Raw genomic sequence first — 25,940 nt, 5'->3', positions numbered from 1 at the left:
ATGGCAGAACCATCCGATTCGCAGCAGCCGAGACAGGCACGGCGCGGGTTGTCACGGCGCGCGCTGGTGCTCAGCGTCAGCATCCTCGCCGCGCTCGCCAGCGCCACGGTCTTCGCACTGTTGGCGTTCTCCACCGAGGAGGAGCAGGTCCAGATCCTGGTCACCGCGGCCCCGATGGTCGCGGGGCAAGTCGTCGACGGCGGGGACCTGGCCGAGACGAAGGTCGACGCTGACACGGCCAGGGCGCTGGGCGCGATGCGCGCCGATCAGGCGGACGAGGTCGTGGGGCAGACAGTCGCGATTCCGCTGACGACGGGAGCGTTGATCACCACCGAGGTGGTCGGGGAGGCGCGGATGCCGTCCCTGGGGATGGTGGAGACGACGCTGCTGGCCGCCGATGGCCGGTGGCCCGAGACGCTGCAGCCGGGCCAGTCGGTGGCGGTCATGGCGACCGGCGCGAACGGCGCGATCTGGAAGGCCGGAGCGGTAGTCCATCGGGTCACGGTGCCGGAGACGGGCGGGGCACTCCTCACCGTGTCCATGGCCGAGGCCGACGCGACGGGTCTGGTGGGTGCGGAGCCGACGTCGCTGCTGGTGGTGATCACGCCGCCGGCGGTTTCCGGTGAGGCGACCACGGCACCGGCCGGGGAGGGCGGGAACTGATGGGCCTCATCGCTGTCGGGTCGCTCAAAGGCAGGCCCGGCGTCACCACGACCGCCCTCGCGTTGGCGATCTGCTGGCCGCAGGAGGTGCTGCCGACGGTGGTGGAGTGCGATCCGTCCGGGGGCGACATCGCGGCCAACTGGCGTTTGCACTCGCGCCCCGGACTTACCGATGTCGCCGCTGCCGCAGCCGAGTTCGGAACGGGCGATCCCGAAGCCGTCGAGGACGGCGTACAGACGATCACGGCGGGTGGGGTGGAGCTGCGGGTGGTGTGTGCCGCTCCAGGCGGCGCCGGGGTCCGCTCCGCGCTGCCGACGATCGCTGCCCCAGGAGCGAAGATCCTGGACCGGCCGGGTGCGTGGACGGTCGCAGACTGCGGACGCCTGGACTGGGGTTCGGCGGCCTGGCCGATCGCCACTGCCGCTGACGCCACCCTCCTGGTCGTCGAAGGCTCCCTGGCCGGGGTCGCGCACCTGCGCTCGCGCGCTGGCGATCTGCGCCAGGCCGAGGCCCTGGGCGCGCGATTGGCCGTCGCGGTCGCACCCGGCGAGTACGCGGCCGAGGAGGTCGCTGACCTGCTGCTGGCCGCCGACGTCAATCTGCAGGTCCTCGGGGCTCTGGGTCCGGCGAAGCCGATCGGTCCTGACCCGCTTACCTGGCGGCGTCGCCACGCGCTCAAGCCGTGGCGCGCCCTCGCCCAAGCGCTGCTCGAGGTCGCCGAGGCGCCCGAGCAGCTCGCGATCACCGACACCAGCATCGAAGCCGAGCGGTGAGCGCCATGACTGACACGATCGAGGATGAAGCGCTCGACAGCGGTGAAAGCGGCGCGTTGATCGCCGAGCTGTTCGCCCTGGCCAACACCCGCCTCGCCCAGACCGACGACCTCGACGACGCGCGGCGGACCGAGGCGATCGGCGCGGCGGTGGCGGCAGCGATGCGGGAGATGAACGAAGCCCGCATGCGCCAAAAGGGCCAGCAACCGATCACCGGACCAGCGCAGGCACGCCTGCGCCAGAGCGTCGAGTCGCGCTTGGGCCGACTCGGCGCGCTCGCCGCGCACCTGGCCGACGAGACGATCGAGGACCTCGTCGCCAATGGCTGCGACAACGTCTGGACCACTCGGGCCGGGGCTCGGCCCGTCCCGGCCGCGCCGATCGCGGCCTCCGACGAGGCCCTCATCGCCCTAGTGCGCTCCCTCGCCTCGGCGGCCGGGCGGCGCTTCGACCACGCCTCACCCGAACTCAGCCTCGAACTGCCGGACGGGTCGCGACTGCACGCGATCATGGACGTCGCCGACCGGCCTGCCATCTCCGTCCGCCGCCACCGCATCGCCCAGGCCGACCTCGCCGAACTGGCCGCGAACGGCATGGTCTCCGATGAGATCGCCGACTTCCTGCACGCACTCGTCCTGGCCCGGTGCAACGCGATCGTCGCCGGACCCTTCGCCTCGGGCAAGACCACCATGTTGTCGGCCCTGGCCGGACTCGTCCCCGCCTGGGAGCGCATCGTGACCATCGAAGACGCCCGCGAGCTCGGCCTGCACAAGGACGACCGGCACGGCAACGTCGTCTCCCTGCAAACCCGGGACGCCAACATCGAAGGGCAGGGCGCCGTCACCGCGGCAGACCTGTTCCGTGCCAGTTTGCGGATGACGCCCGACCGGGTCATCGTCGGCGAAGTCCGCGGCGCCGAAGCGTCAGTGATGTTGGAGGCGATGTCCAACGGCAAGGACGGGTCGCTCTCCACCATTCACACGTCTTCGAGCGCCGGCGTGGTCGCCAAGCTCAAGTCCTACGCCCGTGCGGCCGGCGACGACCCCGAGACCACTGCTGAGCGCATCGCGATCGCACTCGACTTCATCATCCAGCTCCGGCACACCCCGGGGCACGGTCGCTACGTGGCTTCGATCCGCGAGATCCGTGCCGCCGACGGGGCCATGGTCGCCACGAACGAGTTGTGGACGCCGGCGCCCGGAGGCGCCGGGCTCGGTGCGCCGATCAGCGACGAGCGCGCCGACCGGCTCATCGAAGCCGGGTGGACCCGCCCGCGCCCGGGGAGGCAGACGCTGTGAGCACACCGATCGCCATCGCACTCGGGGCCGTGTTCGGACTGGCGCTCGTGGGTTTGGTACTGGCGGCCACGGGGCGCCTGGGCCCAGTCGCTGCGGGCGCGACAGGCGGCCCCGGAGCTGGTGCCCCGGCCAAGGCCCGCCGCCGCCTTCCCCTCGCCCGTATGGCCGCGACAGGGGCCGCCGTCGCCGCCGCGTGGGCCGCGACCGCATGGCCGGTCGCCGCCGCCGGGGCCGGGGCGCTGATCTGGTTCGGCCCGGTCCTGTTCGGCGGCGAGGCCGCCTACCGGGCCGAGCTGGTGAAGATCGACGCGATCGCCTCCTGGGTGGAGGGACTGCGCGACAATCTCGCCGCCGCGGCCGGCTTGGAGCAGACCATCACCTCCTCGGCGAAGTTCGCGCCGCCCGCGCTCGAAGACGACATCGCCGATCTGGTCACCGATCTCCATGCCGGTGTCGGCCTGGAGGCCGCGCTGCGGTCCTTCGCCGCCCGCGTGGACGACGAAACGGCCGATCTGACCGTGATGGCGCTGTGCGAGGCCGCGCAGCGGGCCGGGAACCTCGCCGAGGTCCTCGACGATCTTGCGACCGCCGCACGCGACGAAGCCGCGATGCGGATGCGCATCCACACCTCCCGGGCCCGTATCCGCACCTCCGTGCGGGTCATCACGGGCATCACCGTCGCCATGGCGGTCGGTCTCGTTGCCTTCGGCGGCGACTTCCTCGCACCGTATGACCTCCCGGTGGGGCAGGTGGTGATGGCGGTCGCGTTCGGCTGCACCGGGCTCGGGCTCGTGTGGTTGCACCAGCTCGCCGCCGACGACCGACCGCCCTCCTTCCTCAGGCAAGGAGCGCCGTCATGACCTTGCCGATCGCCATCGCACTCGGTGCCGTCTTCGGCCTCGGCCTCACCGGCGTCTGGGCGGCACTGCGCCCGACCCGGCCCGCGCTCGCCGCCGCCATCGAACACCTGGAGGACCTCGGCGCCGACCCGCTCGCGCCCACAGGCCTGTCGGCCACGGCAGCGCGCTTCGGCGTGCCCTCGGCACGCCTCCGCGCCGACCTGACCGTCATCAACGTGCCCGAGTCCACCTACCTGCGTCGCCTTGCCATCGCCATCGTCGTCCCGTTCGCCCTGGCGGCGCTGCTCATCGCACTCGGGCTCTCCCCGGTGTTCACCGTGCTCGGCGCGTGCGGCGTCGCGTTCCTGGCCGCCAGCTTCGTGGGCGCGGCCATCCGGTCGGCCGCGAAGGACCAGCGCCGCCTGTACCTGCGGGCCCTCGCCACCTACCTGCACCTGTGCGCGCTGAATCTGACCGGCGGGGCCGGCGTCGAATCCGCCCTCCACGCCGCTGCCAGCGCCGGGCGAGGCCCGGAGTTCGTGGCCATCCGCACCGCGCTCGATCGCGCCGCAATCCTGCACCAGACGCCGTGGGAAGCCCTCGGTGCGCTCGGGCGCAGGATCGGCGTCCCTGCCTACCAGCAGCTCGCTGCTACCACCGGTCTCGCCGGGACCGAAGGCGCCCGCGTCCGCAAGAGCCTGACCGACCGGTCCCGCGCCCTGCGCACCGCCCGCATGGCCGACGACGAGGCCCTGCAGAACACCCGGACCGAGCAGATGAGCCTGCCCTCGGTCCTGACCGCCATCGGCTTCATCATCCTCATCGTCTACGCCGCCATCGCCAACGTCCTCGGCGGCCTCTAGACGACCACATACGACACAACAGGTTTGCAACGGGGGTTTCGACATGAACACGCAATGGACGATCGCACGCTTGCAGGTGCGCATCTGGATCGATGAGATCCGGTCGACACCAGCACGCGGGGGCATGCCCGACGAGGTCGGCTACACCGCCGCCATGGTCGTCGGCGCGCTCGCGGCCGCCGCCATCATCACCGGCGCCGTGCTCACCGCCGCCGGAGCGATCAGCTTCTGAGGCGGCGATACCGATATGGAAACCACACCGCTGTGGGAACACCACCAGCGCCGCCGCGACCGCGGCTCGGCCACAATCCAAGGCGTCATCGCCGCCAGCGTGATGATGCTGCTGGTCCTGGCCGTCATGCAGATGAGCATCTGGGCGCACGCCCACCACGTCGCCGCCGCAGCCGCCCAGACCGCCCTGGCGACCGGCAGAGCCGAGGACGGCTCCGCGGCGGCGGCCTCCGGCGAAGGATCGGCGTCGCTGAGCCGCAATGCCGGAGGCTCGCTCGCCTCCGTCGCCATCACCGTCGACCAAGGCGCGGAAACGGTCACCGTCACCGTGACCGGCGAAGCCCCCTCACTGATCCCGGGCCTGGAATGGCCGGTCGAAGCCACGGCGACAGGCCCGCGCGAGCGCTTCGTCCCGGTCGGCGGTGAATGACATGACCGCCTACGACCCGCACCTCCTGCGACCAGGCGCCGGGGCCGGCCTCGGCCAGCGCACGCTGCCACACCAAGCGGGGTCGGCCATGCTGCAGGCCGTCATCATGACCCCCGTCCTGGTGCTGGTCATGATGTTCGCCTTCGGCGGCGGCAAACTCGCCCTGGCCCAGATCGACCTCGACGGTGCCGCGCACGCCGCCGCCCGGGCCGCGACCATCGAGCGCACCATGGGCGAGGCCGAAGCCGCCGCCCAGGCCGCCGCGAGCGCGGGCACCGCCGACCACTGCTCCGGCGTCTCGATCGGCATCAGCGGCGACCTCACCCCCGGCGGCATCGTCACCGCGACGCTCACCTGCACCGTCACCGGCACCGGCATCGGGGTGCTGGACGGACGCACCCTCACCGCCGTCGCCTCCTCCCCGGTCGACGCATGGCGAAGCGAGGTCCCATGACCGACCTGCAACCACACCGGTGGCTCGGCCGACAACGGCACGACCAGGGATTCGCGACCGCGTTCGCCGTGGCGCTGCTCATCGCCCTCATCGCCGCCGTGGGCCTGTCCATTGACGGCGGCGGCGCAGCAGCGGCCAAGGCCCGCGTCGCCACCGCCGCCGCCGAATCCGCACGAGCCGGGGCCGATGCCATCGACATCGCCTACTTCCGCCAGTCCGGGATCGTCCGCCTCAACCCGCCCGAAGCCGAAGCCGCCGCCAGCGCCTGGCTCGCCGCCACCGGCATGGGCGGCACCGTCTCAGCGACACAAGCCGAAGTCACCGTCACCGCCGAGACGACCTACGACACCCAAGTCCTCTCGGCGGTCGGCTTCGGCGCCTTCACCGTCACCGCAACCGCCACCGCCGAACCCGACCAAGGCGACAGCCCCCTCGCGCTCGAGAACCACGCAGTACGAGGAAGGAACGGACCATGACCAGAATCGCCGCCGACCGACACCGCAGCCACCTTGCTGAACCCGTCCGGCTGCCCTCGTTGGCCGCGCGCACTGCAGCAGGGATTATCGCCGGCCTCGGGCTGGGAGCACTCCTCGCCGGCGTCCCGTTCATGCTCCTGGCCGCGCTCGGATGGCCGCCGCCGTTTCCCAACGGCACGGCGTGGAAGTACCCGCACCTGTTCACCAACGAGTTCCTGACCAGCGCCCTCGCCTGGGCCGGATGGGTCACCTGGGCGTGGCTGGCCGTCATCATCTTGCGCGAAGCCGCCCACGCCCTCCGCTGGGGCATCAGCCCCGAGCACCTGCGTGACGCGGCCAGTCCGGTCCGGTGGCTCGCCGGCGCGCTCATCGGCGCCGTCGCCGCCCTCTGGCCCGCCACCGCCGGAGTCGCAGCCCCCGCGCCCGCAGCAACGACCACCAGCCTCGAACTCGACGACCCGGACACGGCCGCCGACAACCCCGCCCGGCCGCTCGTGTGGCGCATCGACACCACCACGGCCCCAACGACCGCAGGCACCGAGACCACCACCGGACAAGCCAACACGTCCGAGCCCGCGACCGACCCGGCGACCGGACTCCGTGTTGTGACCGTAGGGCCCCATAACCCGACGCTGTGGGACATCGCCGAGACCCATCTGGGCGACGGCAGCCGCTACATGGAGATCTTCGACCTTAACCAGGACCGCGACATCGGCGACGGCGACCGCCTCACACAGCCGTGGGTCGTCCTCGACGGCTGGGAGCTGCTCATCCCCGACACCGACACCGCCCCCGCCGTCGACGAAGCGACCGGCCTGCGTGTCGTGACCGTAGGGCCCCATAACCCGACACTGTGGGACATCGCCGAGACGCACCTCGGCGACCCGATCCGCTACATGGAGATCTTCGAACTGAACAAGGACCGCACCTTCGCAGGCGGCCCCTTCGACGACCCCGACGAAGTCAACGACGGCTGGCGACTCCTCATCCCCGACACCGAACCCGAGGAATCCCCTGCCACGGAGCCGCCGCCGGTGCCCCCGGAAGGGGAGGGCGAGGTTGTCGAGCCACCCGCAGTCGACCCGATCGAACCCGACGAAGATAAGACAGAACCAGACACCGAGGCGTCGAGCTCACCAGCGGCGTCATCCGATCCTGAAGAGCCCGAACAAGAACTGTCACAGAACGCTGGTTCCTCGCTCGCCGAGTCGGTGCCGTTCGGGGTGTGGCTAGCGGCCGGCACCTGCCTGGCCGCGGGAACCGTGGTCGCTCTCGCGCATGGACTTCGCCGTCGCCGCTCCCAGCGCGAGCGCCTGCCTGAACCGTTGCCGGATGAAGTGATAACCGGGCGCCTCTCCGATCTCGAGGCAATCATCGAGACCGAAGCCCGCAAACTCGCCGAGCCCCTCCCCGAGCCCAACGAACCACTGATCGTCGCCGAGCCGGTCGTCGGTGTCGGCACCGATCGGACACCGGTCGCCCTGAGCGACCTCGCCGCCGCCGGAGTCGGCTTGCGGGGTCCCGGGCAGCGAGGGGCCACCCGCGCCGCCATCCTCACCGCCATCGCCGCGCGAGCCCGGATCCTGGTCACCGAAGCCGCTGACTTGCGCCTGGAACTCGGTGTCGGGGCGGCTTCGGACCAGGTCAGATTCACCGCCGGGCTCGACGAAGCACTCGACATCGCAGGCGATGGTGACACGGTGGTCGTGTGCGCCGACACCGACCTGGACGAGTCCACCCGACCGATGCTGGAACGGTTCCTCGCCGCCACTGGCGGCCGCAGCGCGTTCATCCTCGGCCATTGGATTCCCTCTAGCCTCGTCCTGGAAGCAGACGGCACGGTCCAGGCCGCCCATGGCCGATCGACTGACGCAGGGCTCCGCAGTCTCCATATCGCCGACCAAGACACCACCGCGGCAGTCCTGGCAGGTCTCGCTGCGCCCAACGCCGAGCCGGAGGATGGTGTGCTCCCCGAGCCCGCTGATCTACACAGCAACGGGCAGGCGGACACCGCCCCGGCAGCCACGCCAGTTCGGCCCGAGACCGGCCCAGTGCTGCGGTTGTGTCTGTTCGGTCAACCCGACGCTTACCTCGACGGCCAGCTGGTGCCACTCAAAAAGGGCCGCCGATCCCGCGCGTTCCTGACCGTCCTCGCCTGCGCTGACGGACCCATCCGCCGCGACGAACTCCTCGAAGGTGTCGTCGGCGACATGGTCGAGATCGACCGCGCCAAGAACAACTTCTCGGCCGTCGCCATCGACACCCGCCGGGCGCTGCGCGAGGCCACCGGCGACCACGCCGCCGAGTTCTACACCTACGAGCGCGCTACCGAAACCTACGAACTCGAACGCCACCGTTTCATCGTTGATCTCGATGAATTCAACGACGCCGAACAGGCTGCCGCGCTCGCCTCCGACCCGGCCAAGGCCGTTGAGCATCTGGAGGCGGCGGTTGCGCTCTACATGGGCGACCTCGCCCCCGAGGTCGATACCGACGCAGTGAGCCGCCTCCGTGATCTATACCGGGACAAGGCCATTCGCATCCTCGCCAAGCTCGTTGAGTATTACCTCGGCACGGGCGATACCGCCAGCGCCGAGCACCACCGCGCCCGCCGAGCGCGACTCACCGACCGCGTTGGTGCTTGACGTCCTGTGAACTATGGTCGCTCGATTCCCAGGCTCGCTCGGTACTCGTTCACCAGGAGATCAACTTGGTGTTGATGCGCTTCGAGGAAGTCAGAGAGCGAAGCGGCTGCGAGCAGCTGAAGTTGTCCTCGAGGTTCCGGGACTGGACTTGCGACTCGGACGCGTGGCTGGTCACCATCTATGTAATGCATGTATAGCTGCAGATCAGGGTTTGCGGTGTATTCGAGCAGCACATATCGCAGTTCCATCGCTTCAAGCAGTTCGAGGTCGACGGATTCGACCGCATCGCTCGCCCGCGCTGCGATCCAGGCGAAGGGGTCGCGGTAGACCATACGGAATCGGGACAGGAAGTCGATTTTTCCGGCGGGACCGACCAGCGCGCCGCGGATAACATGCGGGTCAACGTCGGGATTGCTGACACGGATACTCAGTTGCGGTTCGTATAGTTGCACCTGGTCGGGCCACGAACCTAGCAGCACGCCCACGAGGTCGGTCGGGTTGAGGATTTCGATCTCGACGTCGGCTTCGGGGTGCTCGTCCTCGATGCGTTGCAGCGCTTGGGCGACGAGGTTACACCAGTCGGGGTTGGTTCCCATTGCCATTGAGATCCGCTGCTTGAACGCCGTCCAGGCTGTTCGTTGCGATGGCGTGGCGCTGGCGAAGAATGTTGTCTGTTCGAGTCCCGATTTCACCGTCACCAGTGCGACCCAGTCCCGGACGCCGAAGATGTGGTCTTGTAGGGAGAACGTGCCCGAACAGCGGACGCGTTCTTCGAATCGCCACATTGAGCGGCCCGCCAACATCTGGAAGAACTGCTTTGGGTGGCTGGCGTCCCATCCGCTGGGCATAGTGATGTCGGGCAGCAGCCGCGCGACGAGCCAGTACTGCAGGAAGTGTTCGCGGTCCCGAAAGTCTGTTTCGTCTTCGGGGTGGGCTGGCAGGATGCGATCGGTGAACGGGGCATTGGGATCGATCGAACCGATGACCACGTAAAGGAGGTAAGGGCCGAGCGCACGTTCATCGTCAGTGGTGAAGTCGAAGGCGAGCAGGTTCGGCGCCCCGTAGTTCTGGCTGCGGTCCTGGAGTTTCGTCCAACCCTCGTTGCGGTCGGTCTCGGTTTTGAAGACGAAGGTTAGGTGGATGTCGGAGGGTTCGACTTTGCGGGCCGGTCCTTTCAACGTCACCGGCTTGGCGCCGGTCAAGGTGTTGCCGGTCTCGTCGAGCTGGAGGTGGTAGCCACGCAGGTCGAAACCGGTCAGGCCGGCGTAGCCGCTGTATGAGAGGTCAAGTTCGGCCCATTCGGTGGAGGCGATCATGACCCTGATTCGCTCTGGGGGATGGCCCTGTTCCCGGCACAGGATCTCGGTGTATTTGAAGACCTCATGGGCGGCCTCCCGGGCGGCTTTGTTCGAGCGCTTCACTTCGATGATGACGATGTTGTCGTGCCGGTCGCGCCCCAAGATGTCCACACGGCCGGTTCTGCCGTCTTGGGCCACCAAGCGGGCCTCGGTACGGACCAGGCGGAGCCTCGGCTCCAGGATCTCGAGGTTGGCGGCGAGCTGGTCTCGCAGATCGTGCTCTCGCACAGGTGTCTCCGAACTCGGGGGTCAGATGCGACGCAGGAAGTCGGCGTCGATGGTGATGTCTTCAACGGAGCGCAGGGTAGTGGTGACGCCGAGGCCGTAGTCCTTGAGCAGGTCGCACAGCTGCTCGCCGTCGATGAGGTCGATTGGCGGGGCGCCGTCGCGGGTAGCCTCGGCCAGCGCTTCGGCGGTGAAGCGGCCGGTGGTGATCAACAGGCCCTTGTCGCCGCGACCGACCATCGCGCCGCGGAAGTCCCGCACCGCCGGCGCCCCGACGCTCCCTTTGTAGCGTTTGCATTGGAAATACACCGGGAAGCTCACCAAGGAAACCCGGTAGACGCCTTGGCCGTCGATCCCGCCGTCGCCAGTACGGCCGAGCACGACAGTGTTGATGAATCCGGCACGGCGCAACAGCCGCTCGGAGAGCCGCTCGAAACCAGCGGGGTCCATCACCATAAGCTCGGTGAGCAACTCCGTCCGCCAGTCGTCGGCCCCATCCTCAACAGCGGCCTCGGCAAGCTCCTCGACGTGCTCGGCCTTCGTTTCCGCCCTCCTCGAGCGGTTGCGCTCCCGCTGTTCGCGCAGCTTCTTTCTGTGCAGACCAGGGATCTCCGCCTCGGTGATCTCGCCACCACGCCCGACCAGCTCCCAGATACCCCGGCGACCGGAGTTGTCAAGCAACCCCATGATCTTCAGGTGACTGAGCGCCCAAGCGCCTCGATACTCCAAGCGCGTCCTTGGGCCATCGTTGTGCATCTCGGCTAGCTGCTCGTCGGTGAACTGCTCGAGCCCCGCGACCTCAGCCTGGATCTCCTTCACCGAGCCGCTCCCACCCAGGCCCCGGACCGCCAACAAGGTCGGCCACAGCAGTTGCGGCACTTTGGGAATCGTGTCCTGTTCCTCCACCCGCGTCAGGATACTGGGCCCTGCCGACATTCGGGGTCCTCATGTCCATCGCTGCCGCTTCGCCCGATTCTCTTCCCCGGGGTGGGCCCCACCCTGCGCCTACCTACCGCGCATTCGCGCTCACCCGTGGTCTTCCTTCGATGCCTGGATCCATCGATGTCCGGTGAGACGCTCTCTTGCCGAACCGTATACATCAACCGCCGCTGGCGATCGCTCGCTACGGTAGCCTCGATGTCCCACTCACCGTGTGGACCGTCGGGGACGCCGCCGATCTGGTCGACGGGCTCCTGGAAGAGCTCGCCCCGACCGGGCGCATCATCGCCGTCGACCTGCCCGGATGGCAGGCGATACCGCGTGCCGGTCGCCGCGCCCATGTCTACTACCGCCATCGGACCACCGCCACCCGCACGCTCGCGCGCCTGACGGAGGTCGAACAACGCCGCACCGCCATCGAGGCCGCCTGCGAATCCTCACTCGCGGTCAAACTCCGTGAGCACCGGGCCGGGATGATCGCCGCTTCGGCGTGGCTCCTGCGCTGCCCTGGGGCGTTGGAGGCGACCATCGAGGCGCTGCGGCCCGGCGGCATGCTCGTGCTCGCTGGCCGCAACGAGCAGGACGCGGTCGACATCGCCACGCTCACCGACATCCGCTTCCTGCCGCTGTCGTTCACCGCCTACCTGGTCGCCGCTGCGCCCGCCGTGTTCGACGCCGCGGCCACTGCATCGCCGGGGACCGGAGCAGACGGAGCGACCACGCCGGCCTCGCACTGGGGCATCGGCGTCTGGCTCCGGACCGCCGAGGGCGGTAGTGCCCATGTCTAAGCACACGCCTCGCCCGCTGCCGAGTGTCTGGGCGACCGGACAGATCAAACCGCATCGCCAGCGCTCAACCTCCTACGTCGCGGGGAACACGCACCCGGCGAAGATGTGGCCCCAGATCGCCGCCACCGCGATCGCACGCTACTCCAAACCCGGGGACACTGTGCTAGATCCAATGTGCGGCGTGGGGACCTCGCTAATCGAAGCGATCCAACTGGGCCGATACGCCTACGGCGTCGACTTGGAGCCTGAGTGGGTGGAGATGGCGCGCGCCAACGTCGACGCCGCCATGCACGCTCACCCACGGAGTTGGGGCGAAGTCTTCCAAGGCGACGCCGCGAACCTCGCCGGGATCCTGGCAGACCAGCGGCTGCGAACCCCGGTCGACATGGTGCTCACCAGCCCGCCCTACGGGGCCGTCACGCACGGACAGCCGGACACCTCCCGGGTGACCGGCGGCAAGATCCGCAACCGTGCCCACCGCTACAGCACCGGCAAACCCAAACCAGAGTCGCTGGCGACCTCGTCGGCATCGCGGCTGCAGGCCGGCCTCGAAGCGGTCTTCGCGGGCTGCCTTCAGGCGCTGAAACCAGGCGGGTTCGCGGTGGTGACCGCCCGCCCCTTCACCGAGGCGGGGACGCTGGTCGATTTCCCGTCCTTCGTGATCCGCGCCGGGCTCGCTGCCGGGTTCGACTTCGCCGAACGGCGCGTCGCGCTCCTCTCGCGCTGGGACGGCGCCTTGCATCCGCATGTGACGTTCTTCCACCTGCACAACGTGCGCGAGGCCTGCCGCAAGGGCAAGAAGCTGTTCGCCCGCGCGCATGAAGACGTCCTCGTCTTCCGGAAACCGTCATGAACGCGGCACGCACGACAAGGCACCGCTGCGGCTCGAATCGCGGTATCAGTGCAGGTCGAGGCCGAAGTCCGGTGCTTGAGGCGAGGCGGAAGTCGCCCTACGGTCCCAGCTCCCCGCGATCTGCGGGGTCCATCCGGCGCAACGGCCCCACGGGGGTCGGAAACGCAGGTGGGGCATGAGTGGGCAGGGCCGTCCCTGCGGCGACCGCGGTGAGTGGATGGCGGTGGGGGAGATCCTCCGCATTCTCGCCGACGAGGACGGCCGGCCGCTGCCACGCAGAACCTGGCAGCAGTGGCGCGCCGACGGCAAGGCCCCACCGGCCATCCGGCTTCCGAACGGGCAGTTGCGCATCCGGCGAGCCGACTTCGAGGCTTGGCTCGCCGGACTCTCCGAACCGAAGGAAGAGCCGTAGTGCACCACGTCGAGATCGAGCCCTGCTGGGAAGTCAGCATCTACGCCATCCGCACGCTCAACTCCAAGCGCAACCCATGGCAACTGCGGTGGAGGGTCGGCAAACTCAAGCGCCCGCCCTTCACCAAGAGCTTCCCCTCCGAGAAGATGGCGGTCGCCTTCCGCGACAAACTCAACAACGCCATCTCCGAAGGCCGCGCCTTCGACCTCCACGAAGGGCTGCCCGCCGACATGCTCCGGGCCAAGCGTGAGGAGGAGGCCAAACTGTCGGCGGCGCCTCCGCTCAGCCTCTACGACCTCGCCAGGACCTTCGCCGCCGCGAACTGGAAGGGCAAAGCCGGGCACACCCGTGTGGGCAACGCCGACGGTCTGCGGGACATTCTGGTCTCGGTCCTCCCCGAACCGCCGGTTTCCCCCAAGGAGCTGCGGCTCATCCTTCGCAACTGGGCCTTCAACCCCCTGGCGGTCCTCACCGCCGCACCACCAGCAGTCACCGAGCTCCTGGACTGGGTCGCCACGCACTCGCCGCGAGTCCGCGACCTGGAGGACATGATCGTTATGGCTGATCTTTTGGAGTCGCTGACCTACTGCTACAACGGGAAGCGCGCTTCCTCCCGGCACTTCGACAAGCGCCGCGCCACGCTTTCTGCACTGCTGAAGAAAGCGGTCATCGTGGGGGAATTGGACAGCAACCCCCTCGCCAACCCCCGTCTCGATTGGCAGCGCCCGACCGAGTTTAGGGAAGCCGGGACCTTCAAACCGCAGGAAGCCGGAACCCGAGAAGAGGTCGAATCCACCATGGCCGCCGTCTCCTACACCTGGCCCTCCGGCCCCCTCTACGTCGCCCCGCTCGCCACCCTCTACTACGGGATGGCCCGCCCCGAAGAAGCCGCAGGACTCAACATCCACCTGTGCAAACTCCCCTCCAAAGGCTGGGGAGAGTTCCGCTTCCACAAAGCCGTCACCCAGGTCGGCAAGCTCTGGACCGACGACGGATCCACCCACGAGATCCGCGCCCTCAAACACCGCCCCGAAAGCGAGAGCCGGACCGTCCCGGTACCACCGCGCGTCGTCCAGCTCGTCACCGAGCACATCGACACCCATGGCACCGCCAAGAACGGCACCATCTTCCGCTCCGCATTCGGACGACGCCTCAGCCCCGGCACTATGTGGCTCCTCTGTCAACAAGCCCGCAAGCTCGCCTTCGGGCCCGACAACTGGGAGACTCCGCTCCTCCACCGCCCTTACAGCTACCGCGTCTCGGGTATCCTGCTCCGTCTGCTGGCCGGCAACCCCGAAGAGTTCGTTGCAGCCTGGTCGGGCCACACCGTCGCCATCCTGCGCCGCTGGTACGCCACCACCGTCATTGGGTACGAGAAGCGCTGGCTCCAGCAGGTCGACGACTTCCTCGGATCTTGACCGCGCCGGTCGGCACGGTGACCGCTCCACCGCGATGAACGCCTGAGAACCATGCCGTATCATCAAGGCCGCAGCCCGGTGCCTCAGCCCGGGTCGCGTGTCGAGACGGCGTGGTCTCGGCAAGGGCCTCTAGCTCAATTGGCAGAGCTGCGGACTTTTAATCCGTAGGTTCTCGGTTCGAGTCCGAGGGGGCCCACTACCATCACCGCCGTGAGCAGCAATTTTGCTGGTCACGGTGATTTCCTTTCAGCGTTTGATGGCGGTTGCCATGCCTTGTGCTCGTAGATCTGTGGATGGGTTGTGGATGGATCCGTACGCCCTGACTTTATGAACAGTGAGATGTCGGTGCTGGTTGTGGCGGTTCCGAGGCTCAGGGGGCGGCGACAACTGACACGAGAAGTACCTGGCTGCGGTGGTTGTCTTCGACGACCCGGCCGACGCGATCGAAGCTATCCGTCGAACGCCAGCCAGGATAAAACGACCCGGTTGAGCACTGGTAGGCCTTTTGCCCGTGCCCGTGAAGATTGGGGAGTTGCGGCCCCGGCTCTGGAATGGAACACTGATGCAATGGCGCGACTGACGGTTTCGGTCCAGGAAGATCACCTAGACAGTCTGGTGAGAGGTCCCTTCGTTGCACTGTCTGAATTGATTTGGAATGCGCTCGACGCTGATGCCGAAGAAGTGCGTGTCGAGATCGAGGAAAACATCATGGGTGGGACTGCCGCCATCGTCGTGTCTGATGATGGCACCGGCATTACCCTTGATCAGGCCAAGCAGGAGTTCGGTCAGCTTGGTGGCTCCTGGAAGAAGTTTGCGCGAACCACTCGCCGCGGCCGGACCCTGCATGGTCGCTTTGGTCGCGGGCGCTGGGCGGCCTATGGCCTTGGGAGCGTTGTGCGATGGCGCTCGACAGTTGAAGCCGAGGACGGCTCACTCACTCAGATCACCATCGCCGGCCGGCAGAGTTCATTGAAAGAGTTCCAGATTTCCGAACCGAGACGCGTCGATCTTGGCTGGAAGACCGGAACTTCGGTGACCATTGACAATGTCAACGAGCGAGCAGATGCCCTCCTCAACCGGAACAGCACCCGTAACGATTTGACCTCAGCGTTCGCGCTCTATCTCGCAAAATACCCGGTGACCGTCACATATCTCGGCACCGAGCTTGACCCCGAAGCGGCACAGGCTAGCCGCACCGAAATTCCGTTGAAAGTGGCTGGCGTTCAAGACAGTGTTGCGTTGACCGTGATCGAATGGAGGATGAACGTCGACCGTGCCCTGCACATCTGCGATGAAACCGGCGTCTCCCTCGATCAGATCCAGCCTGGCATCAAAGCTCCGGGATTCTCCTTCACCGCCTACCTCAGCTGGCAAGGGTTTCGCGAACATCACGCACTCGTGCATCTTGGCGAGATGGTCGATGGCCCAGTTCCTCGGATCGTCCATGCCGCCAAGGATGCCCTGAGATCCCACTTCAACGAGCGTGCCGCGCAGAGACGCACAGCGCTAGTGCAGGGGTGGAAGGATGACAATACTTACCCTTACCGTGGCGAGCCGTCGAACCTGTTCGAGCGTGCCGAGCGAGAGCTCTTCGACGTGGTCGCACTCGCCGCCGCTCCGGCCGTAGAAGGCGTGGAGCGCAAGTCACGAGCCCTATCGTTGCGATTGCTCAAGGAGACGCTGGAGACCAGTCCCGAGAGCCTGCAGGACGTGCTGGCCGAAGTCCTCATCCTCCCTGAAAGCCAGCTTAAGGAGCTGCGGGAACTCCTCCAGCGAACCAGCTTCAGTTCAATCATCGCCTCTGCGAGAGCAATCACCGACCGGCTCGACTTCCTTGTCGGATTGGAAGAGATCGTGTTCGAACCGGAGTTGAAGAAGAAGACCAAGGAGCGCAGTCAACTTCACCGGATCCTCGCGAACGAAACCTGGGTTTTCCGCGAAGAGTACGCGCTTACTGCAGATGATGCGACCCTCACCACGGCGCTCAAAGCACACACTCATCTGCTCGGCCGCAAAGACCTGGTGCCCGCGGATCTCGAATCCGGCGAGGTCCTCGATGTGAACGGCAACCGCGCCGTGGTTGACCTCCTGCTCAGTCGGGTCATCGAGCACCATGCTGACCACCGCGAACACGTTGTCATCGAGTTGAAACGACCGTCGGTGCATATTGGAGAGACCGAGCTAAGTCAGATCAAGAAGTACGCGCACGCGGTACACAAAGATGCCCGCTTTGCCACCACCGACACTCGCTGGGAATTCTGGATCATTGGCGACGATGTCAAGGACGAGATCGAACTCGACATTAACCAGCAAAATCGCGATCCGGGAGTTGCGGTGCAGACCGAGCGGATGACGGTACGCGTCCTAACATGGGCGCAGATCATCCAGGCTGCACGCCATCGGCTGAGGTTCGTCCAGCGCTCGCTCAGCTACAAGGCCTCCACGGGGACGGGCATGGACTACCTCCGCCGAACACATGAGAAGTACCTGCCGCTCCAGAGGGTCCCAACCGACAACGCGTGATGGATGGTGTGATCGGCTGGGCACATCCCTGACCGCGCATATCTCACGCCCCCAGGCACATGCACCTGATCCTCTCGATCCGTTGGTGCCGGCAAGGCGTGGGCAAAGATCTCTGATGCCGGTCATGTGGTGATTCCGATGAATGGCAGGGGTCTGCGGTGGTCGCGGGCGTTGTGCCTGGTGGCCTTGGCGAGGTTTGTGACTCCGGCGAGGCGCAGCGCTCCGATGGCGAGGTTGCGGAAGGCCGCCATGGCGCGGGGCGCGTTGCCGGTCCGGAGTCGGGAGGCATCCTCGCGGAAGTGGTGTCCCTGACCAGGCGGGGCCTGTTCTCGATCGTCCAATGCCTTCGCACTAGCACGACAGCTGTATTTCGTTGTGCTGCTTCTATTGTCGCTGGTATCGGGATTGTCGGGCGCGGGTTTGGTGGCGGCGTCGCCAGTGGGCGGCGGTGAGGGCGTGGGTGAGAGTGCGAGCGGGGTGGAGGACTACCGCCAGGAGACGGCGGATCTCGGGGACTGTGAGTCTTCCCAGCTCGCGTGGGCTTTTGGGTCGGTGGCAGCGGTGACAGCGAGGAAGGCGTGGGCGAGCATGGCCATGGTGATGTGCCGGTACCAGCCTTCCCACCTGCGGACTTGGTAGTGGTCGAGTCCGCACTCGTTTTTCGCGGCCTGGAAGCACTCCTCGATCGCCCACCGGGCGCCGGCGACGCGGACGATCTCGGCCCGCTCGACCGAGTCGGGATGGAAGCACAGATAGTAGGCGATGTCAGTGGGGTCGTCGATCGAGCGGCGCGCTAGCAGGGTGCGGACGAACCCGGCCGGGAGGTCACCGAAGGTCGGGAGCGTGGCCCAAGCCCAGTCGTAGACCCGTTCACCGCGCACCCCAGGCCCGGTCGAGACCCGATGCCACGCCTCCTCGGGGGCGCGGCCGATGAGAGTGTCGACACGCCGTTTGCCGTCGAGGTCAGGCACGGTCTGCTTGACCGGCACTTCCACGACATAGGCCATCCGGCGGACCTCCAGGAAGGCCCGGAACTTCCCGTCGCGGCCGTAGGCCGAATCGGCGGCGACCCATCCGGCCTCGACTCCGGCGGCCAGGGCCCGCCCGATCATGGCCTCGGCCAGGCGCGGCTTGGTCAACACGCCTTGGTGCCAACGGTCGTCGGGTATGCCGGCGTCGTCGCACCGGTCGCGGTCGGCGATCCAGGATTCGGGCAGGTAGAGCTCGCGGTCGATCAAGGCCCGGCCCTGCTCACCCGCATACGCGAGGAAGACGCCCAGCTGGGAGTTCTCGACCCGACCCGCGGTCCCCGAGTACTGCCGCTGCACCCCGGCCGAGCGGCGTCCCTTCTTGACGAAGCCGGTCTCGTCGACCACCAGGACACCGCCGGGACCGGCCAGGTTCGCCGCCACATAGGAGCGCAGCTGGTCCCGGACCGCATCAGCCGACCATTTGGCCCGGCCCAGGAAATGCTGCACCCGCCACGGGTCGGCGTCTCCGGCTGCTTCGGCTAGCTGCCAGGAGTTCTTCCGTTCTACCGGTGCCAGCAACCCGACCAGGTACGACCTGGCCCGCCGCCGCAGTTCCACGCGGCTGAACAGGCCCGCAACGAGGGCGAACATGTCATCGAGGCTCGACTTCCACGCCGAGACATCCTCCGCTGCAACATCATCGATCACGAAGGCAATAGTAAAACAGCTGCGGCACAACGAAATACAGCTGTCGTGCTAGTACTCCAGTTGTAAGTTCGAGTTCCATGCGGCGAGGGTGTGTCGCTGCTGGTAGTGGGTGGCGGCGCCGCTATCTTGACAGCCCGGACGAAGCCTGACCAGCGTCAAAGGCTAGGAGTCAAGTTCAGGGGCAGCCTTCCAAGCGGCAGGGCGGTCCCACCCGTCTGGCAGCGGCAGGGGTGTCCAGGAGGGATCGGGGCGGAAATCGCACCAGGTGCCGTCGAAGGGGAAGCGTCCTGCGACGGCCTCACCGATGAGTCGCCTTCCTTCGGCGCGGATGGCTTTCGCCTCAGCTGCGGTGTGGAAGGGGGCATGGCCGGTGCGTTCGGTGAAGGACGCTTCGTCCTTCCAACGCCAGGTGCGGTCGGGTTCCACTAGCACATCCAGCGTCTGATCGACGATGTCGATGCCGCCCGCAGTGCCGGTGCACCACCTCTCGGCCGGGCGTTGGAGGTTGATGTACCAGCGGTCGAATCTGCCTTCAGAGCTGAAGAACCACATCACCGAGTAGTCGGCGTCTCGCGGGGTCAGGCTGAGGGTATTGAAGTGAAATTCGTTGTGGGACAAGATGGTCTTGACCGCGGCGAGTTCAGCGGGAGCCGCACCGTGCAGGCGGCGGCCGTCGACCGCTTCCCTTATGACACATGGCATCCCGGGGCCGATCCAGGCGAGCGTGCCACGCGGGCCGTCCTCGACGATACAGGCGCTCTCGATCGCGATCAACTGCCCGTTCGAGCGGAAGTTGCGGAGCAGCACTTGTTGGCCTGGGATGAACACGGTGTCATTGCAGTCAGCCATTCATCGAGGTTAATACTTCGGCAAGGGTTCGTGCTCTGACTGCGGAGATGTCGGTTGTGGGACGCGGGACGGCCGCCGTGATCATTGTTGTTGTGACGCAACTGAAGAAAACGCCGACCGCTGTGGTGAGTGTAAACGTGGGCCGCTGGCGGTCGGACCTGGACGCGCTGCTGGCCCGTATCGCCCCGGCATTCGCCCGGATCGAGACCAGACAGAACGCGAAGCGCCTGACGCAGGCGATGATGGCGCATCTGGAACGACGCAACTGCTGGACCCTGGCCGAGCACGCGGGCGAGACCGGGCCGTGGCGGTTCCAGCACCTGCTCTCCCGCGCGAGATGGGACGACGCACGGATCCGCTCCGAGACCCGCGCCTGGGCCTCCGAACACCTGAGCACCGGAGCGGGACCGCGGGTCCTGGCCGTGGACGAAACCGGCGACCTCAAGAAAGGCACCGCGACCGTGGGCGTCCAACGGCAGTACTCAGGTACGGCGGGCCGGATCGAGAACTGCCAGCTCGCGGTCTACCTCGCCCTCGCGGCCGCGGGCGGACACGCGGCGGTCGATGTCCGCCTCTACATGCCGAAAGCCTGGACCGACGACCCCGCGCGCTGCGCAGCAGCCGGTGTGCCCGAACAGGTCGGCTTCGCCACCAAGCCCAGACTCGCCGGCGACATGATCGAGGCCGCGCTCGATGCCGGAATCGGCGCCGACTTCGCGGTCGGTGACGAGGCCTACGGCATCAACCCCGAACTGCGCAGACAGCTCCAGCGGCGGCGACTGTCCTATGTTCTGGCCGTCGCCTGCACTACTCCGGTCACCGTCGCGGCGGGCAAGACCACCGCCGCCGCAACGCTCGAACAAGCAGGCGTCGCCTGGCAGAACCGCTCGACCGGGAACGACGCAAAGGGCCTGCGCCGATACGACTGGGCCTGGATCGACCTGGTCGGTGAGGGCGAGGGGCACGCGCATCTGCTGGCGCGCCGAAACCGGCGCACCGGCGAGCTCGCCTACTACCTGACCTGGACCGCTGCGCCAGTCCCGCTCCAGACGCTGGTGACCGTTGCCGGGATGAGGTGGAGGATCGAGGAGACCTTTCAAGGCGCCAAGGAACTCGCCGGACTCGACGAGCACCAGGTCCGCACCTGGACCTCCTGGCACCGCTGGATCACCCTCGCGATGCTCGCCTACGCCTTCCTCGCCGTCGCCCGCGCCCGCGAAACCGACTCGCAAGCGGCGGACATGATCCCGCTGACCTGCAACGAGATCCGCCATCTACTAATCAGCGCCATCGCACCCGACCTCGACTGGCTGCACCGGCTCCGCTGGTCAACTTGGCGCCGCCACCATCAAGCCACCGCGAAGCGGCTCCATTACCAGCGACAACTCGCCCTCGCCGCATGAAACCCGAACTTGCAACTGGAGTATTAGAACCACCGCGTTGATGTTCCATGCCCTTCCCACATACAGGCGCTCAAGAGATCCCGTTTTAGTTTCGGGCGCAATGCGTTTAGAGCGTGTCTCAGTTGGCGGTAAGCCTCGCGTTCTGGTTCTGTCGAGAAATTCGTGTGCTGTCCTTCGGCGAAGTGCCTGCCATGTATTGCATAGGGGAATTGTGGTGGGACCGGTCCCGACGCCGTGAGACTAGGCTCATAGTCATGTCGGATGGGGAGTGTGTGCGATGTGGTCTCATGCGCCGTGGGCGGCATCATGTGATTCATCTGGGACTTGAGCTGTCGGCCGAGACCCGCATGACCGGGTTCACGTCCTGGGAAACCACTCGGAAATATCAGATGCTGGGCAGCAGCAGCGGATTCGTCTGTCGCCGATGCGCGGTACGCCATCTCTTCCTCGGGTTCACCCTCCCGCTGTTGACAGGTGTTGCGATCGAGTTGCTGCTGATGTTCGGCTCACCGCTTCCCTGGATCGATCTGGCCCCATGGGTATTGAAAACACTCGCCGTCGTCATGGCGCTACTGGTCACTGCGGTGGCAGGGGCGTCGATGGATGCTTCGACGTACATGCGAAGCACATCAGATGAGTTTGCCGTGTTCTTGGTGGCCGTCAGGCTGCCGTTCTTCTGGGCCGGCGCCTTGGGATCCTGGTTCTTCCTGGTGGTGGCGTTCGTCAACAACCCCGACGAGCGGGGCGTGATCGAGGGTTCGTGGGGGGATACCGCTTCCGCTCTCTGGGCGGTCGGGGTCATCGTCGGTTCCCAGACGATCATGTTGTTGACCGTCTGGGGGTGTTCGCCGGTCTTGTTGCAGACGCTGACTTGGGAACATCGCAGGGAGGCTCTCCGCACTGAATTCGACGAGCCGAAGCTGATCGGGTTCAACATCGTCCAGTACCGCAGGATCATGAACCAAGGGCCGTGATCGTCCATGTAACGGCAATAGCGGCCGGTCACTTCCTGCCGGAATGGCCCGTCAGGGCGCGTCCGAGGCGGCGAGTTTCTTGTAGCAGGTGATGGCGGCGGCGAGGGCGAGGAATGCGGCGAACAGGTGGCCGTGGCGCTCATACCGGAGGGTGAGGCGGCGGTAGCCGCCGAGCCAGGCGATGGTGCGCTCGATGACCCAGCGGTGGCGGCCGAGCCGGGCCGAGGACTCGATGCCGCGGCGGGCGATCCGGTCGCCGATGCGTCTTTCTCGCAAGGCGCGGTGGCAGTCGGGGAGGTCGTAGGCCTTGTCGGCGTGGATCTTGCCGGGCTTCCTGCGGCGTGGGCCGCGCCGGGAGCGGATCTTCGGGATGCCTTGGATCAGCGGTTCGAAGGCTTGGGAGTCGTGGAGGTTCGCGCCCGAGACGCCGAGGGCGAGCGGGAGGCCGTTGCGGTCGGACAGGACATGGATCTTCGAGCCGGACTTGCCGCGATCGACCGGGTTTGGCCGGTCAGTGATCCCCCTTTTTGGCTCGCAGGCTCGCGCCGTCGACGATCGCGCGGGACCAGTCGATCTCGCCGGCCGCGCCGAGCCGGTCGAGCACGGCCCGGTGGAGCTTCGCCCAGAGCCCGGCATCGGACCATTCGGTGAATCGCCGGTGCGCGGTCTGGTGAGAGACGCCGAAGCTCGGCGGTAGGTGCCGCCAGGCGCAGCCGGTGGTCAGGACGAACACGATCGCAGCGAAGACCTGCCGTTCATCGGCCCGGGGGATGCCGTCACCTTGCGCGCGCTTCGGCGTCGCCGGAATCAGCGGTTCGGTGACCTCCCACAGCCCATCGGGCACCAGTCGTCTGGTGAAGGCGTCCACCCACGATCTATACCAGAAGCCTTGCACGCCAACTGAGACAAGCTTAGACCATCGGCCATCTCGTTCGAGGCTGATCTACTGAGCAGTACCGTGCCGCCGGTTAGGAACATCCGGACCAACCCGGCCTCTGGATTCAGCACATGGGTGCGGCTCCTGTTGCGGGTCCCACCAGGAGCATTGAGCCCGTTAGCCTTGAGGTCCCCGGCTTCCGACGGTTTGAGGATCTCATGGATGCTTCACCAGCCTTCGATCCGCGTGCTCGACGCACCCTTCTTCGCACCAGCATCATCATCGGCTGCCTGACGTTCGGCGGCACGTTCGCCGGGAACCTCGTCAACTTGCTCTCCGGTTCAGTCGCGTGGATCCTGGCATTCACCGGAGCAGTACTGGCAGCATCGGCGGGCATAGTTACGATGTTGATCGCCGCACCGGCCGCTGTCGCGTCGGTGACTGGCAGCAGCACACCACCGCAAAACCACCGGCAACCGGCCCCGAGCGACGCTCACCCCTTGTCCGTGATCCGGTCACTGCGTTTGCCGCTCGCGTGCCTACTGCTGACATTGGCGCCCTGGTACTTGCCCGATGGTACGCTGACTGCCCCAAGTGGAAATACAGGTGCCAATTTCGCACTCTATCTGAGCGGCATGGTCTTCACCCTGTCGGTCATTGTCGCTTTCGTGATATACGCCCACACGATTATTGACGTAAGTCCTTACGAGCGCGGTCACGGCCTGGACGCGGTGATCGCTTACACCGGTGCGACAGGCCTCGGTTTGTGGCAGGCCGATCTCAGTGGGCCGTTCTGGGGGTTGATAACGGCGGGGGTAGCGTTGCTGGGCCTTACGCTCATTGGTGGTTTGATCGAGGACGACACGTATCGTTTCGGACCTGGCCCAGCTACCCTTACTCTTGCTGGTGCTGCTGCTGCCGGGGCAGCAGCCTACCTCGCGACTGATTCCTGGCAAGCCGTTGGGCCTGTAGCGCTGCTCGGCGCCGTATCAGTCCCCTACCCCGCGATGATTCGCCGTGGCGACCGCGAGGCGACGGCGGCCAAATTCCTCGGCATGCCCGTGCTCGTCGCCTCCGCGATCACCGCTATGAATACCGAACTAGTCTGGATCGCAGCCGGCATCGTGGTCTACCTGGCGATCCTTGTGCTCCCCCCGTTTTTCCGGAGAGGTTTTATTTTGGTTCTGGAATGAACCAGAAGGGGACAAGGTTCGCATGCCTATCCGGAAGTACCCGCCAGAGTTGAAGGAACGAGCGGTCCGTCTGTGCCTGGAGTCGCCCGAGCGGCCGCTCTCACAGACCGCCGACCAGCTCGGGATCAACCGCGAGACCCTGCGCAACTGGGTCCGGCAAGCCCAACGCGACGCCGGCACCCGCTCTGAGGGCCCGACCACGGCCGAGAAAGAACTCATCGCCAAGCTTCAGAAGGAGAACAAGGAGCTGCGCAAGGTCAACGACATCTTGCGGACCGCTTCGGCGTTTTTCGCCTCCGAGATCGACCAGACCCGGCGGTAGTGCTCGTGTTCGTCGAACGGATGCGGCACCGATACGCGGTCGATCTCATGCTCAGGGTGCTCGGTGTTGCCCCCTCGACCTACTACGGCTGGGTCCGGGCCCTGGATCGGCCGAGCGATCACGCCGAAGTGGACCTGGGCCTGCTCAGTGTCATCTACGAGATCTGGACCGAATCGGGGCGGACCTACGGGTCCGACCGGATCTGGGGCCGGCTGCGCCGCGACGGTATCCGGGTGGGCCGCAAAAGGGTCGAGCGGCTCATGGCCGGCCAGGGCTGGGCCGGATCGCATCTGCGCAAAGGCTGGAAGCATCCGAAGGCAGAGGCCGAAGCGCAGGCGACGCCGGCCTGCGACCTCGTGGAGCGGCACTTCACCGCCGAGGGCCCCGACCGGTTGTGGCTGGCCGACGCCTCCCGGATCGCCACCGACTGCGGCGTGGTCTGGGTCGCGGCGATCCGGGACGCTTTTTCCAACCGGATCGCCGGGTGGGCCACCGGGCCGTCGTGCAACACCGACCTGATCGCCGCAGCCCTGTCCTATGCCTTGTGGTCCAAGGACATCCGGAACGGGCAATTGATCCACCATTCGGATCGCGGATCGAACTATACGAGTCTGCGCTTCTCGCAGATGTTGTCAGACAACGGGATCCGCCGTTCCATGGGCAGTGTCGGCGATTCGTTCGACAACGCGCTGATGGAGAACTTCTGGTCCACGCTCAAGATCGAGGTGATCTACGGGAAACGCTGGTCGTCCCCGTCCGCCGTCGAAGAGGCACTGTTCCTCTACGTGGACGGCTGGTACAACTCGCGCCGGATCCAGAAGAAGCTCGGGTACCGCTCGCCAGAGGAGTTCGAGACGGCGTGGAAGGAGGAGCAGGCCACAAAACACGAGGCTCTACCACAACCCCGTCAGCACGGGGTGTGATCATCCAAATGCAAGGAAAACAGTGTCCGGAAAAGCGGGGGCATCACACCTTGTCTATTCATGGCGCTATCCGCAGCCGGGCATCGGCGATGAGTCCCTCACCAGGGTGTTGGACACTGGCCGTCTGGTCGTGATCGTCACCGGATTGCTCATGTTCATCGGATGCATACTCGGGGCCGCTGGATTCTTTTCCTGGTTCGGCTGGGATACGCGCAGTGAGGATTGGTTCAAGGATCTCAGGGATATGATCGTCCTGATAGAAATGACGCTCTTAGTGCACAACGCCTAGACATCATGTCACTATCTGTTGCACTTGATGACTCATCAATCCAAATTGGTGCAGCGACCAACGCATCACCCAACTCCTCAACTTCGAGCGCACAGCCTGGGCCGAACCGGACTATTGAAAACACCACCGTGAACCACAACCCGGGACTCAACGAGACAACCGTCCGGTCGTCGATGGGTCATGGCAAAAGTTAGCCTAACCATGAGCCTGGGACAGCCCGATAACCGTCACTCGCCGTTCCTG

26 protein-coding genes and 1 tRNA gene are annotated in these 25,940 nt (G+C 66.5%); 22 read left to right on the top strand and 5 right to left on the bottom strand.

Features of this window, described 5'->3' with window-relative positions; all coding sequences use genetic code 11:
- The 10 genes from LO763_RS11565 (at nucleotide 1) to LO763_RS11520 (ending at nucleotide 8,672) form a co-directional block, all read left to right on the top strand.
- The gene (locus LO763_RS11565; protein WP_230602172.1) at nucleotides 1–663 is read left to right on the top strand and encodes an SAF domain-containing protein; all 663 of its coding nucleotides are present in this window, start codon (nucleotides 1–3) and stop codon (nucleotides 661–663) included.
- Nucleotides 663–1,436 carry a CpaE/TadZ family protein gene (locus tag LO763_RS11560; protein WP_230602170.1) on the top strand — a complete coding sequence of 258 codons (774 nt, stop codon included), beginning with the start codon at nucleotides 663–665 and terminating at the stop codon, nucleotides 1,434–1,436. Before LO763_RS11565 ends, LO763_RS11560 begins: the two co-directional genes overlap by 1 nt.
- A gap of 5 nt (nucleotides 1,437–1,441) precedes the next feature.
- Nucleotides 1,442–2,734: a TadA family conjugal transfer-associated ATPase gene (locus tag LO763_RS11555; protein WP_230602168.1), complete on the top strand. Its 1,293-nt coding sequence runs from the start codon at nucleotides 1,442–1,444 to the stop codon at nucleotides 2,732–2,734.
- 161 nt (nucleotides 2,735–2,895) lie between these two features.
- Nucleotides 2,896–3,594 (top strand): type II secretion system F family protein, encoded by a 699-nt coding sequence (locus LO763_RS11550; protein WP_230602167.1) that lies wholly within the window; start codon nucleotides 2,896–2,898, stop codon nucleotides 3,592–3,594.
- Nucleotides 3,591–4,436 carry a hypothetical protein gene (locus LO763_RS11545; protein ID WP_230602165.1) on the top strand — a complete coding sequence of 282 codons (846 nt, stop codon included), beginning with the start codon at nucleotides 3,591–3,593 and terminating at the stop codon, nucleotides 4,434–4,436. The genes LO763_RS11550 and LO763_RS11545 overlap by 4 nt, the downstream gene beginning before the upstream one ends.
- Before the next feature lie 43 nt (nucleotides 4,437–4,479).
- Nucleotides 4,480–4,668, top strand: a complete 189-nt coding sequence (locus LO763_RS11540; RefSeq protein WP_230602163.1) for a hypothetical protein — start codon at nucleotides 4,480–4,482, stop codon at nucleotides 4,666–4,668.
- Between the two features lie 15 nt (nucleotides 4,669–4,683).
- Nucleotides 4,684–5,097 (top strand): TadE/TadG family type IV pilus assembly protein, encoded by a 414-nt coding sequence (locus tag LO763_RS11535; RefSeq protein WP_230602161.1) that lies wholly within the window; start codon nucleotides 4,684–4,686, stop codon nucleotides 5,095–5,097.
- Nucleotide 5,098: 1 nt separating this feature from the next.
- On the top strand, nucleotides 5,099–5,551 hold the full coding sequence (locus LO763_RS11530) for a TadE/TadG family type IV pilus assembly protein (RefSeq protein WP_230602160.1): 453 nt from the start codon (nucleotides 5,099–5,101) through the stop codon (nucleotides 5,549–5,551).
- A complete protein-coding gene (locus tag LO763_RS11525) occupies nucleotides 5,548–6,027 on the top strand; it encodes a hypothetical protein (protein WP_230602158.1) in 480 nt (159 codons plus the stop codon). Before LO763_RS11530 ends, LO763_RS11525 begins: the two co-directional genes overlap by 4 nt.
- Nucleotides 6,024–8,672, top strand: a complete 2,649-nt coding sequence (locus tag LO763_RS11520) for an AfsR/SARP family transcriptional regulator (protein ID WP_230602156.1) — start codon at nucleotides 6,024–6,026, stop codon at nucleotides 8,670–8,672. The genes LO763_RS11525 and LO763_RS11520 overlap by 4 nt, the downstream gene beginning before the upstream one ends.
- A gap of 11 nt (nucleotides 8,673–8,683) precedes the next feature.
- On the opposite strand, the gene LO763_RS11515 is transcribed toward LO763_RS11520, so the two are convergent.
- Complete coding sequence (locus tag LO763_RS11515) at nucleotides 8,684–10,258, bottom strand: endonuclease NucS domain-containing protein (protein ID WP_230602154.1); 1,575 nt, start codon at nucleotides 10,256–10,258, stop codon at nucleotides 8,684–8,686.
- A 21-nt stretch (nucleotides 10,259–10,279) separates the two neighbouring features.
- On the bottom strand, nucleotides 10,280–11,161 hold the full coding sequence (locus LO763_RS11510; RefSeq protein ID WP_230602153.1) for a restriction endonuclease: 882 nt from the start codon (nucleotides 11,159–11,161) through the stop codon (nucleotides 10,280–10,282).
- 245 nt (nucleotides 11,162–11,406) lie between these two features.
- Between LO763_RS11510 and LO763_RS11505 the strand changes: the two genes are divergently transcribed.
- From LO763_RS11505 to LO763_RS11480, 6 genes are all read left to right on the top strand, one after another.
- A complete protein-coding gene (locus LO763_RS11505; RefSeq protein ID WP_230602151.1) occupies nucleotides 11,407–11,982 on the top strand; it encodes a hypothetical protein in 576 nt (191 codons plus the stop codon).
- Nucleotides 11,975–12,835: a TRM11 family SAM-dependent methyltransferase gene (locus LO763_RS11500; protein WP_230602149.1), complete on the top strand. Its 861-nt coding sequence runs from the start codon at nucleotides 11,975–11,977 to the stop codon at nucleotides 12,833–12,835. The genes LO763_RS11505 and LO763_RS11500 overlap by 8 nt, the downstream gene beginning before the upstream one ends.
- Before the next feature lie 217 nt (nucleotides 12,836–13,052).
- Complete coding sequence (locus LO763_RS11495) at nucleotides 13,053–13,247, top strand: helix-turn-helix transcriptional regulator (RefSeq protein WP_439650287.1); 195 nt, start codon at nucleotides 13,053–13,055, stop codon at nucleotides 13,245–13,247.
- Nucleotides 13,247–14,665: a tyrosine-type recombinase/integrase gene (locus LO763_RS11490; RefSeq protein ID WP_230602146.1), complete on the top strand. Its 1,419-nt coding sequence runs from the start codon at nucleotides 13,247–13,249 to the stop codon at nucleotides 14,663–14,665. The genes LO763_RS11495 and LO763_RS11490 overlap by 1 nt, the downstream gene beginning before the upstream one ends.
- A gap of 123 nt (nucleotides 14,666–14,788) precedes the next feature.
- Nucleotides 14,789–14,861, top strand: a tRNA-Lys gene (locus LO763_RS11485).
- Between the two features lie 371 nt (nucleotides 14,862–15,232).
- Nucleotides 15,233–17,188 (top strand): ATP-binding protein, encoded by a 1,956-nt coding sequence (locus LO763_RS11480; RefSeq protein WP_230602145.1) that lies wholly within the window; start codon nucleotides 15,233–15,235, stop codon nucleotides 17,186–17,188.
- Nucleotides 17,189–17,673: 485 nt separating this feature from the next.
- Here the strand turns inward: LO763_RS11480 and LO763_RS11475 are convergent, their stop codons facing one another.
- Nucleotides 17,674–18,810, bottom strand: coding sequence for an IS701 family transposase (locus tag LO763_RS11475; protein ID WP_230602582.1), 1,137 nt, complete (start codon nucleotides 18,808–18,810; stop codon nucleotides 17,674–17,676).
- Between the two features lie 219 nt (nucleotides 18,811–19,029).
- The gene (locus tag LO763_RS11470; RefSeq protein WP_230602144.1) at nucleotides 19,030–19,716 is read right to left on the bottom strand and encodes a ribonuclease FAU-1 family protein; all 687 of its coding nucleotides are present in this window, start codon (nucleotides 19,714–19,716) and stop codon (nucleotides 19,030–19,032) included.
- A gap of 170 nt (nucleotides 19,717–19,886) precedes the next feature.
- Between LO763_RS11470 and LO763_RS11465 the strand changes: the two genes are divergently transcribed.
- Complete coding sequence (locus LO763_RS11465; protein ID WP_230602580.1) at nucleotides 19,887–21,119, top strand: IS701 family transposase; 1,233 nt, start codon at nucleotides 19,887–19,889, stop codon at nucleotides 21,117–21,119.
- 254 nt (nucleotides 21,120–21,373) lie between these two features.
- Entirely contained in the window at nucleotides 21,374–22,093 is a 720-nt protein-coding gene (locus tag LO763_RS11460; RefSeq protein WP_230602142.1) for a hypothetical protein, read from the top strand.
- Nucleotides 22,094–22,144: 51 nt separating this feature from the next.
- Here LO763_RS11460 and LO763_RS11455 read toward each other — a convergent pair.
- A protein-coding gene (locus LO763_RS11455; RefSeq protein WP_439650286.1) for an IS5 family transposase occupies nucleotides 22,145–22,961 on the bottom strand; the annotation gives its coding sequence in 2 pieces (ribosomal slippage) (nucleotides 22,145–22,610 and nucleotides 22,609–22,961; 819 coding nt in all).
- 227 nt (nucleotides 22,962–23,188) lie between these two features.
- Between LO763_RS11455 and LO763_RS11450 the strand changes: the two genes are divergently transcribed.
- The 4 genes from LO763_RS11450 to LO763_RS11435 are packed head-to-tail and all read left to right on the top strand — an operon-like array spanning nucleotide 23,189 to nucleotide 25,697.
- Nucleotides 23,189–24,163: a hypothetical protein gene (locus LO763_RS11450; RefSeq protein ID WP_230602139.1), complete on the top strand. Its 975-nt coding sequence runs from the start codon at nucleotides 23,189–23,191 to the stop codon at nucleotides 24,161–24,163.
- Between the two features lie 22 nt (nucleotides 24,164–24,185).
- The gene (locus LO763_RS11445; protein WP_230602137.1) at nucleotides 24,186–24,485 is read left to right on the top strand and encodes a transposase; all 300 of its coding nucleotides are present in this window, start codon (nucleotides 24,186–24,188) and stop codon (nucleotides 24,483–24,485) included.
- Nucleotides 24,485–25,408: an IS3 family transposase gene (locus tag LO763_RS11440; protein ID WP_230602136.1), complete on the top strand. Its 924-nt coding sequence runs from the start codon at nucleotides 24,485–24,487 to the stop codon at nucleotides 25,406–25,408. Before LO763_RS11445 ends, LO763_RS11440 begins: the two co-directional genes overlap by 1 nt.
- Before the next feature lie 22 nt (nucleotides 25,409–25,430).
- On the top strand, nucleotides 25,431–25,697 hold the full coding sequence (locus LO763_RS11435; RefSeq protein WP_230602135.1) for a hypothetical protein: 267 nt from the start codon (nucleotides 25,431–25,433) through the stop codon (nucleotides 25,695–25,697).
- Nucleotides 25,698–25,940 lie beyond the last annotated feature (243 nt).

It is taken from the genome of Glycomyces amatae (genome assembly GCF_020991375.1).
GTDB classification, from domain to species: Bacteria; Actinomycetota; Actinomycetes; order Mycobacteriales; family Micromonosporaceae; genus Glycomyces; species Glycomyces amatae.
This window is presented reverse-complemented; position numbering and strand designations above follow the sequence as displayed.

Excerpts from the sequence above, each read along its gene's own strand:
- LO763_RS11565 (WP_230602172.1), top strand. The coding sequence starts at position 1 with ATGGCAGAACCATCCGATTCGCAGCAGCCGAGACAGGCACGGCGCGGG.
- LO763_RS11560 (WP_230602170.1), top strand. The coding sequence starts at position 663 with ATGGGCCTCATCGCTGTCGGGTCGCTCAAAGGCAGGCCCGGCGTCACC.
- LO763_RS11555 (WP_230602168.1), top strand. The coding sequence starts at position 1,442 with ATGACTGACACGATCGAGGATGAAGCGCTCGACAGCGGTGAAAGCGGC.
- LO763_RS11550 (WP_230602167.1), top strand. The coding sequence starts at position 2,896 with ATGGCCGCGACAGGGGCCGCCGTCGCCGCCGCGTGGGCCGCGACCGCA.
- LO763_RS11545 (WP_230602165.1), top strand. The coding sequence starts at position 3,591 with ATGACCTTGCCGATCGCCATCGCACTCGGTGCCGTCTTCGGCCTCGGC.
- LO763_RS11540 (WP_230602163.1), top strand. The coding sequence starts at position 4,480 with ATGAACACGCAATGGACGATCGCACGCTTGCAGGTGCGCATCTGGATC.
- LO763_RS11535 (WP_230602161.1), top strand. The coding sequence starts at position 4,684 with ATGGAAACCACACCGCTGTGGGAACACCACCAGCGCCGCCGCGACCGC.
- LO763_RS11530 (WP_230602160.1), top strand. The coding sequence starts at position 5,099 with ATGACCGCCTACGACCCGCACCTCCTGCGACCAGGCGCCGGGGCCGGC.
- LO763_RS11525 (WP_230602158.1), top strand. The coding sequence starts at position 5,548 with ATGACCGACCTGCAACCACACCGGTGGCTCGGCCGACAACGGCACGAC.
- LO763_RS11520 (WP_230602156.1), top strand. The coding sequence starts at position 6,024 with ATGACCAGAATCGCCGCCGACCGACACCGCAGCCACCTTGCTGAACCC.
- LO763_RS11500 (WP_230602149.1), top strand. The coding sequence starts at position 11,975 with ATGTCTAAGCACACGCCTCGCCCGCTGCCGAGTGTCTGGGCGACCGGA.
- LO763_RS11495 (WP_439650287.1), top strand. The coding sequence starts at position 13,053 with ATGGCGGTGGGGGAGATCCTCCGCATTCTCGCCGACGAGGACGGCCGG.
- LO763_RS11480 (WP_230602145.1), top strand. The coding sequence starts at position 15,233 with ATGGCGCGACTGACGGTTTCGGTCCAGGAAGATCACCTAGACAGTCTG.
- LO763_RS11475 (WP_230602582.1), bottom strand. The coding sequence starts at position 18,810 with ATGTTCGCCCTCGTTGCGGGCCTGTTCAGCCGCGTGGAACTGCGGCGG.
- LO763_RS11470 (WP_230602144.1), bottom strand. The coding sequence starts at position 19,716 with ATGGCTGACTGCAATGACACCGTGTTCATCCCAGGCCAACAAGTGCTG.
- LO763_RS11460 (WP_230602142.1), top strand. The coding sequence starts at position 21,374 with ATGTCGGATGGGGAGTGTGTGCGATGTGGTCTCATGCGCCGTGGGCGG.
- LO763_RS11450 (WP_230602139.1), top strand. The coding sequence starts at position 23,189 with ATGGATGCTTCACCAGCCTTCGATCCGCGTGCTCGACGCACCCTTCTT.
- LO763_RS11445 (WP_230602137.1), top strand. The coding sequence starts at position 24,186 with ATGCCTATCCGGAAGTACCCGCCAGAGTTGAAGGAACGAGCGGTCCGT.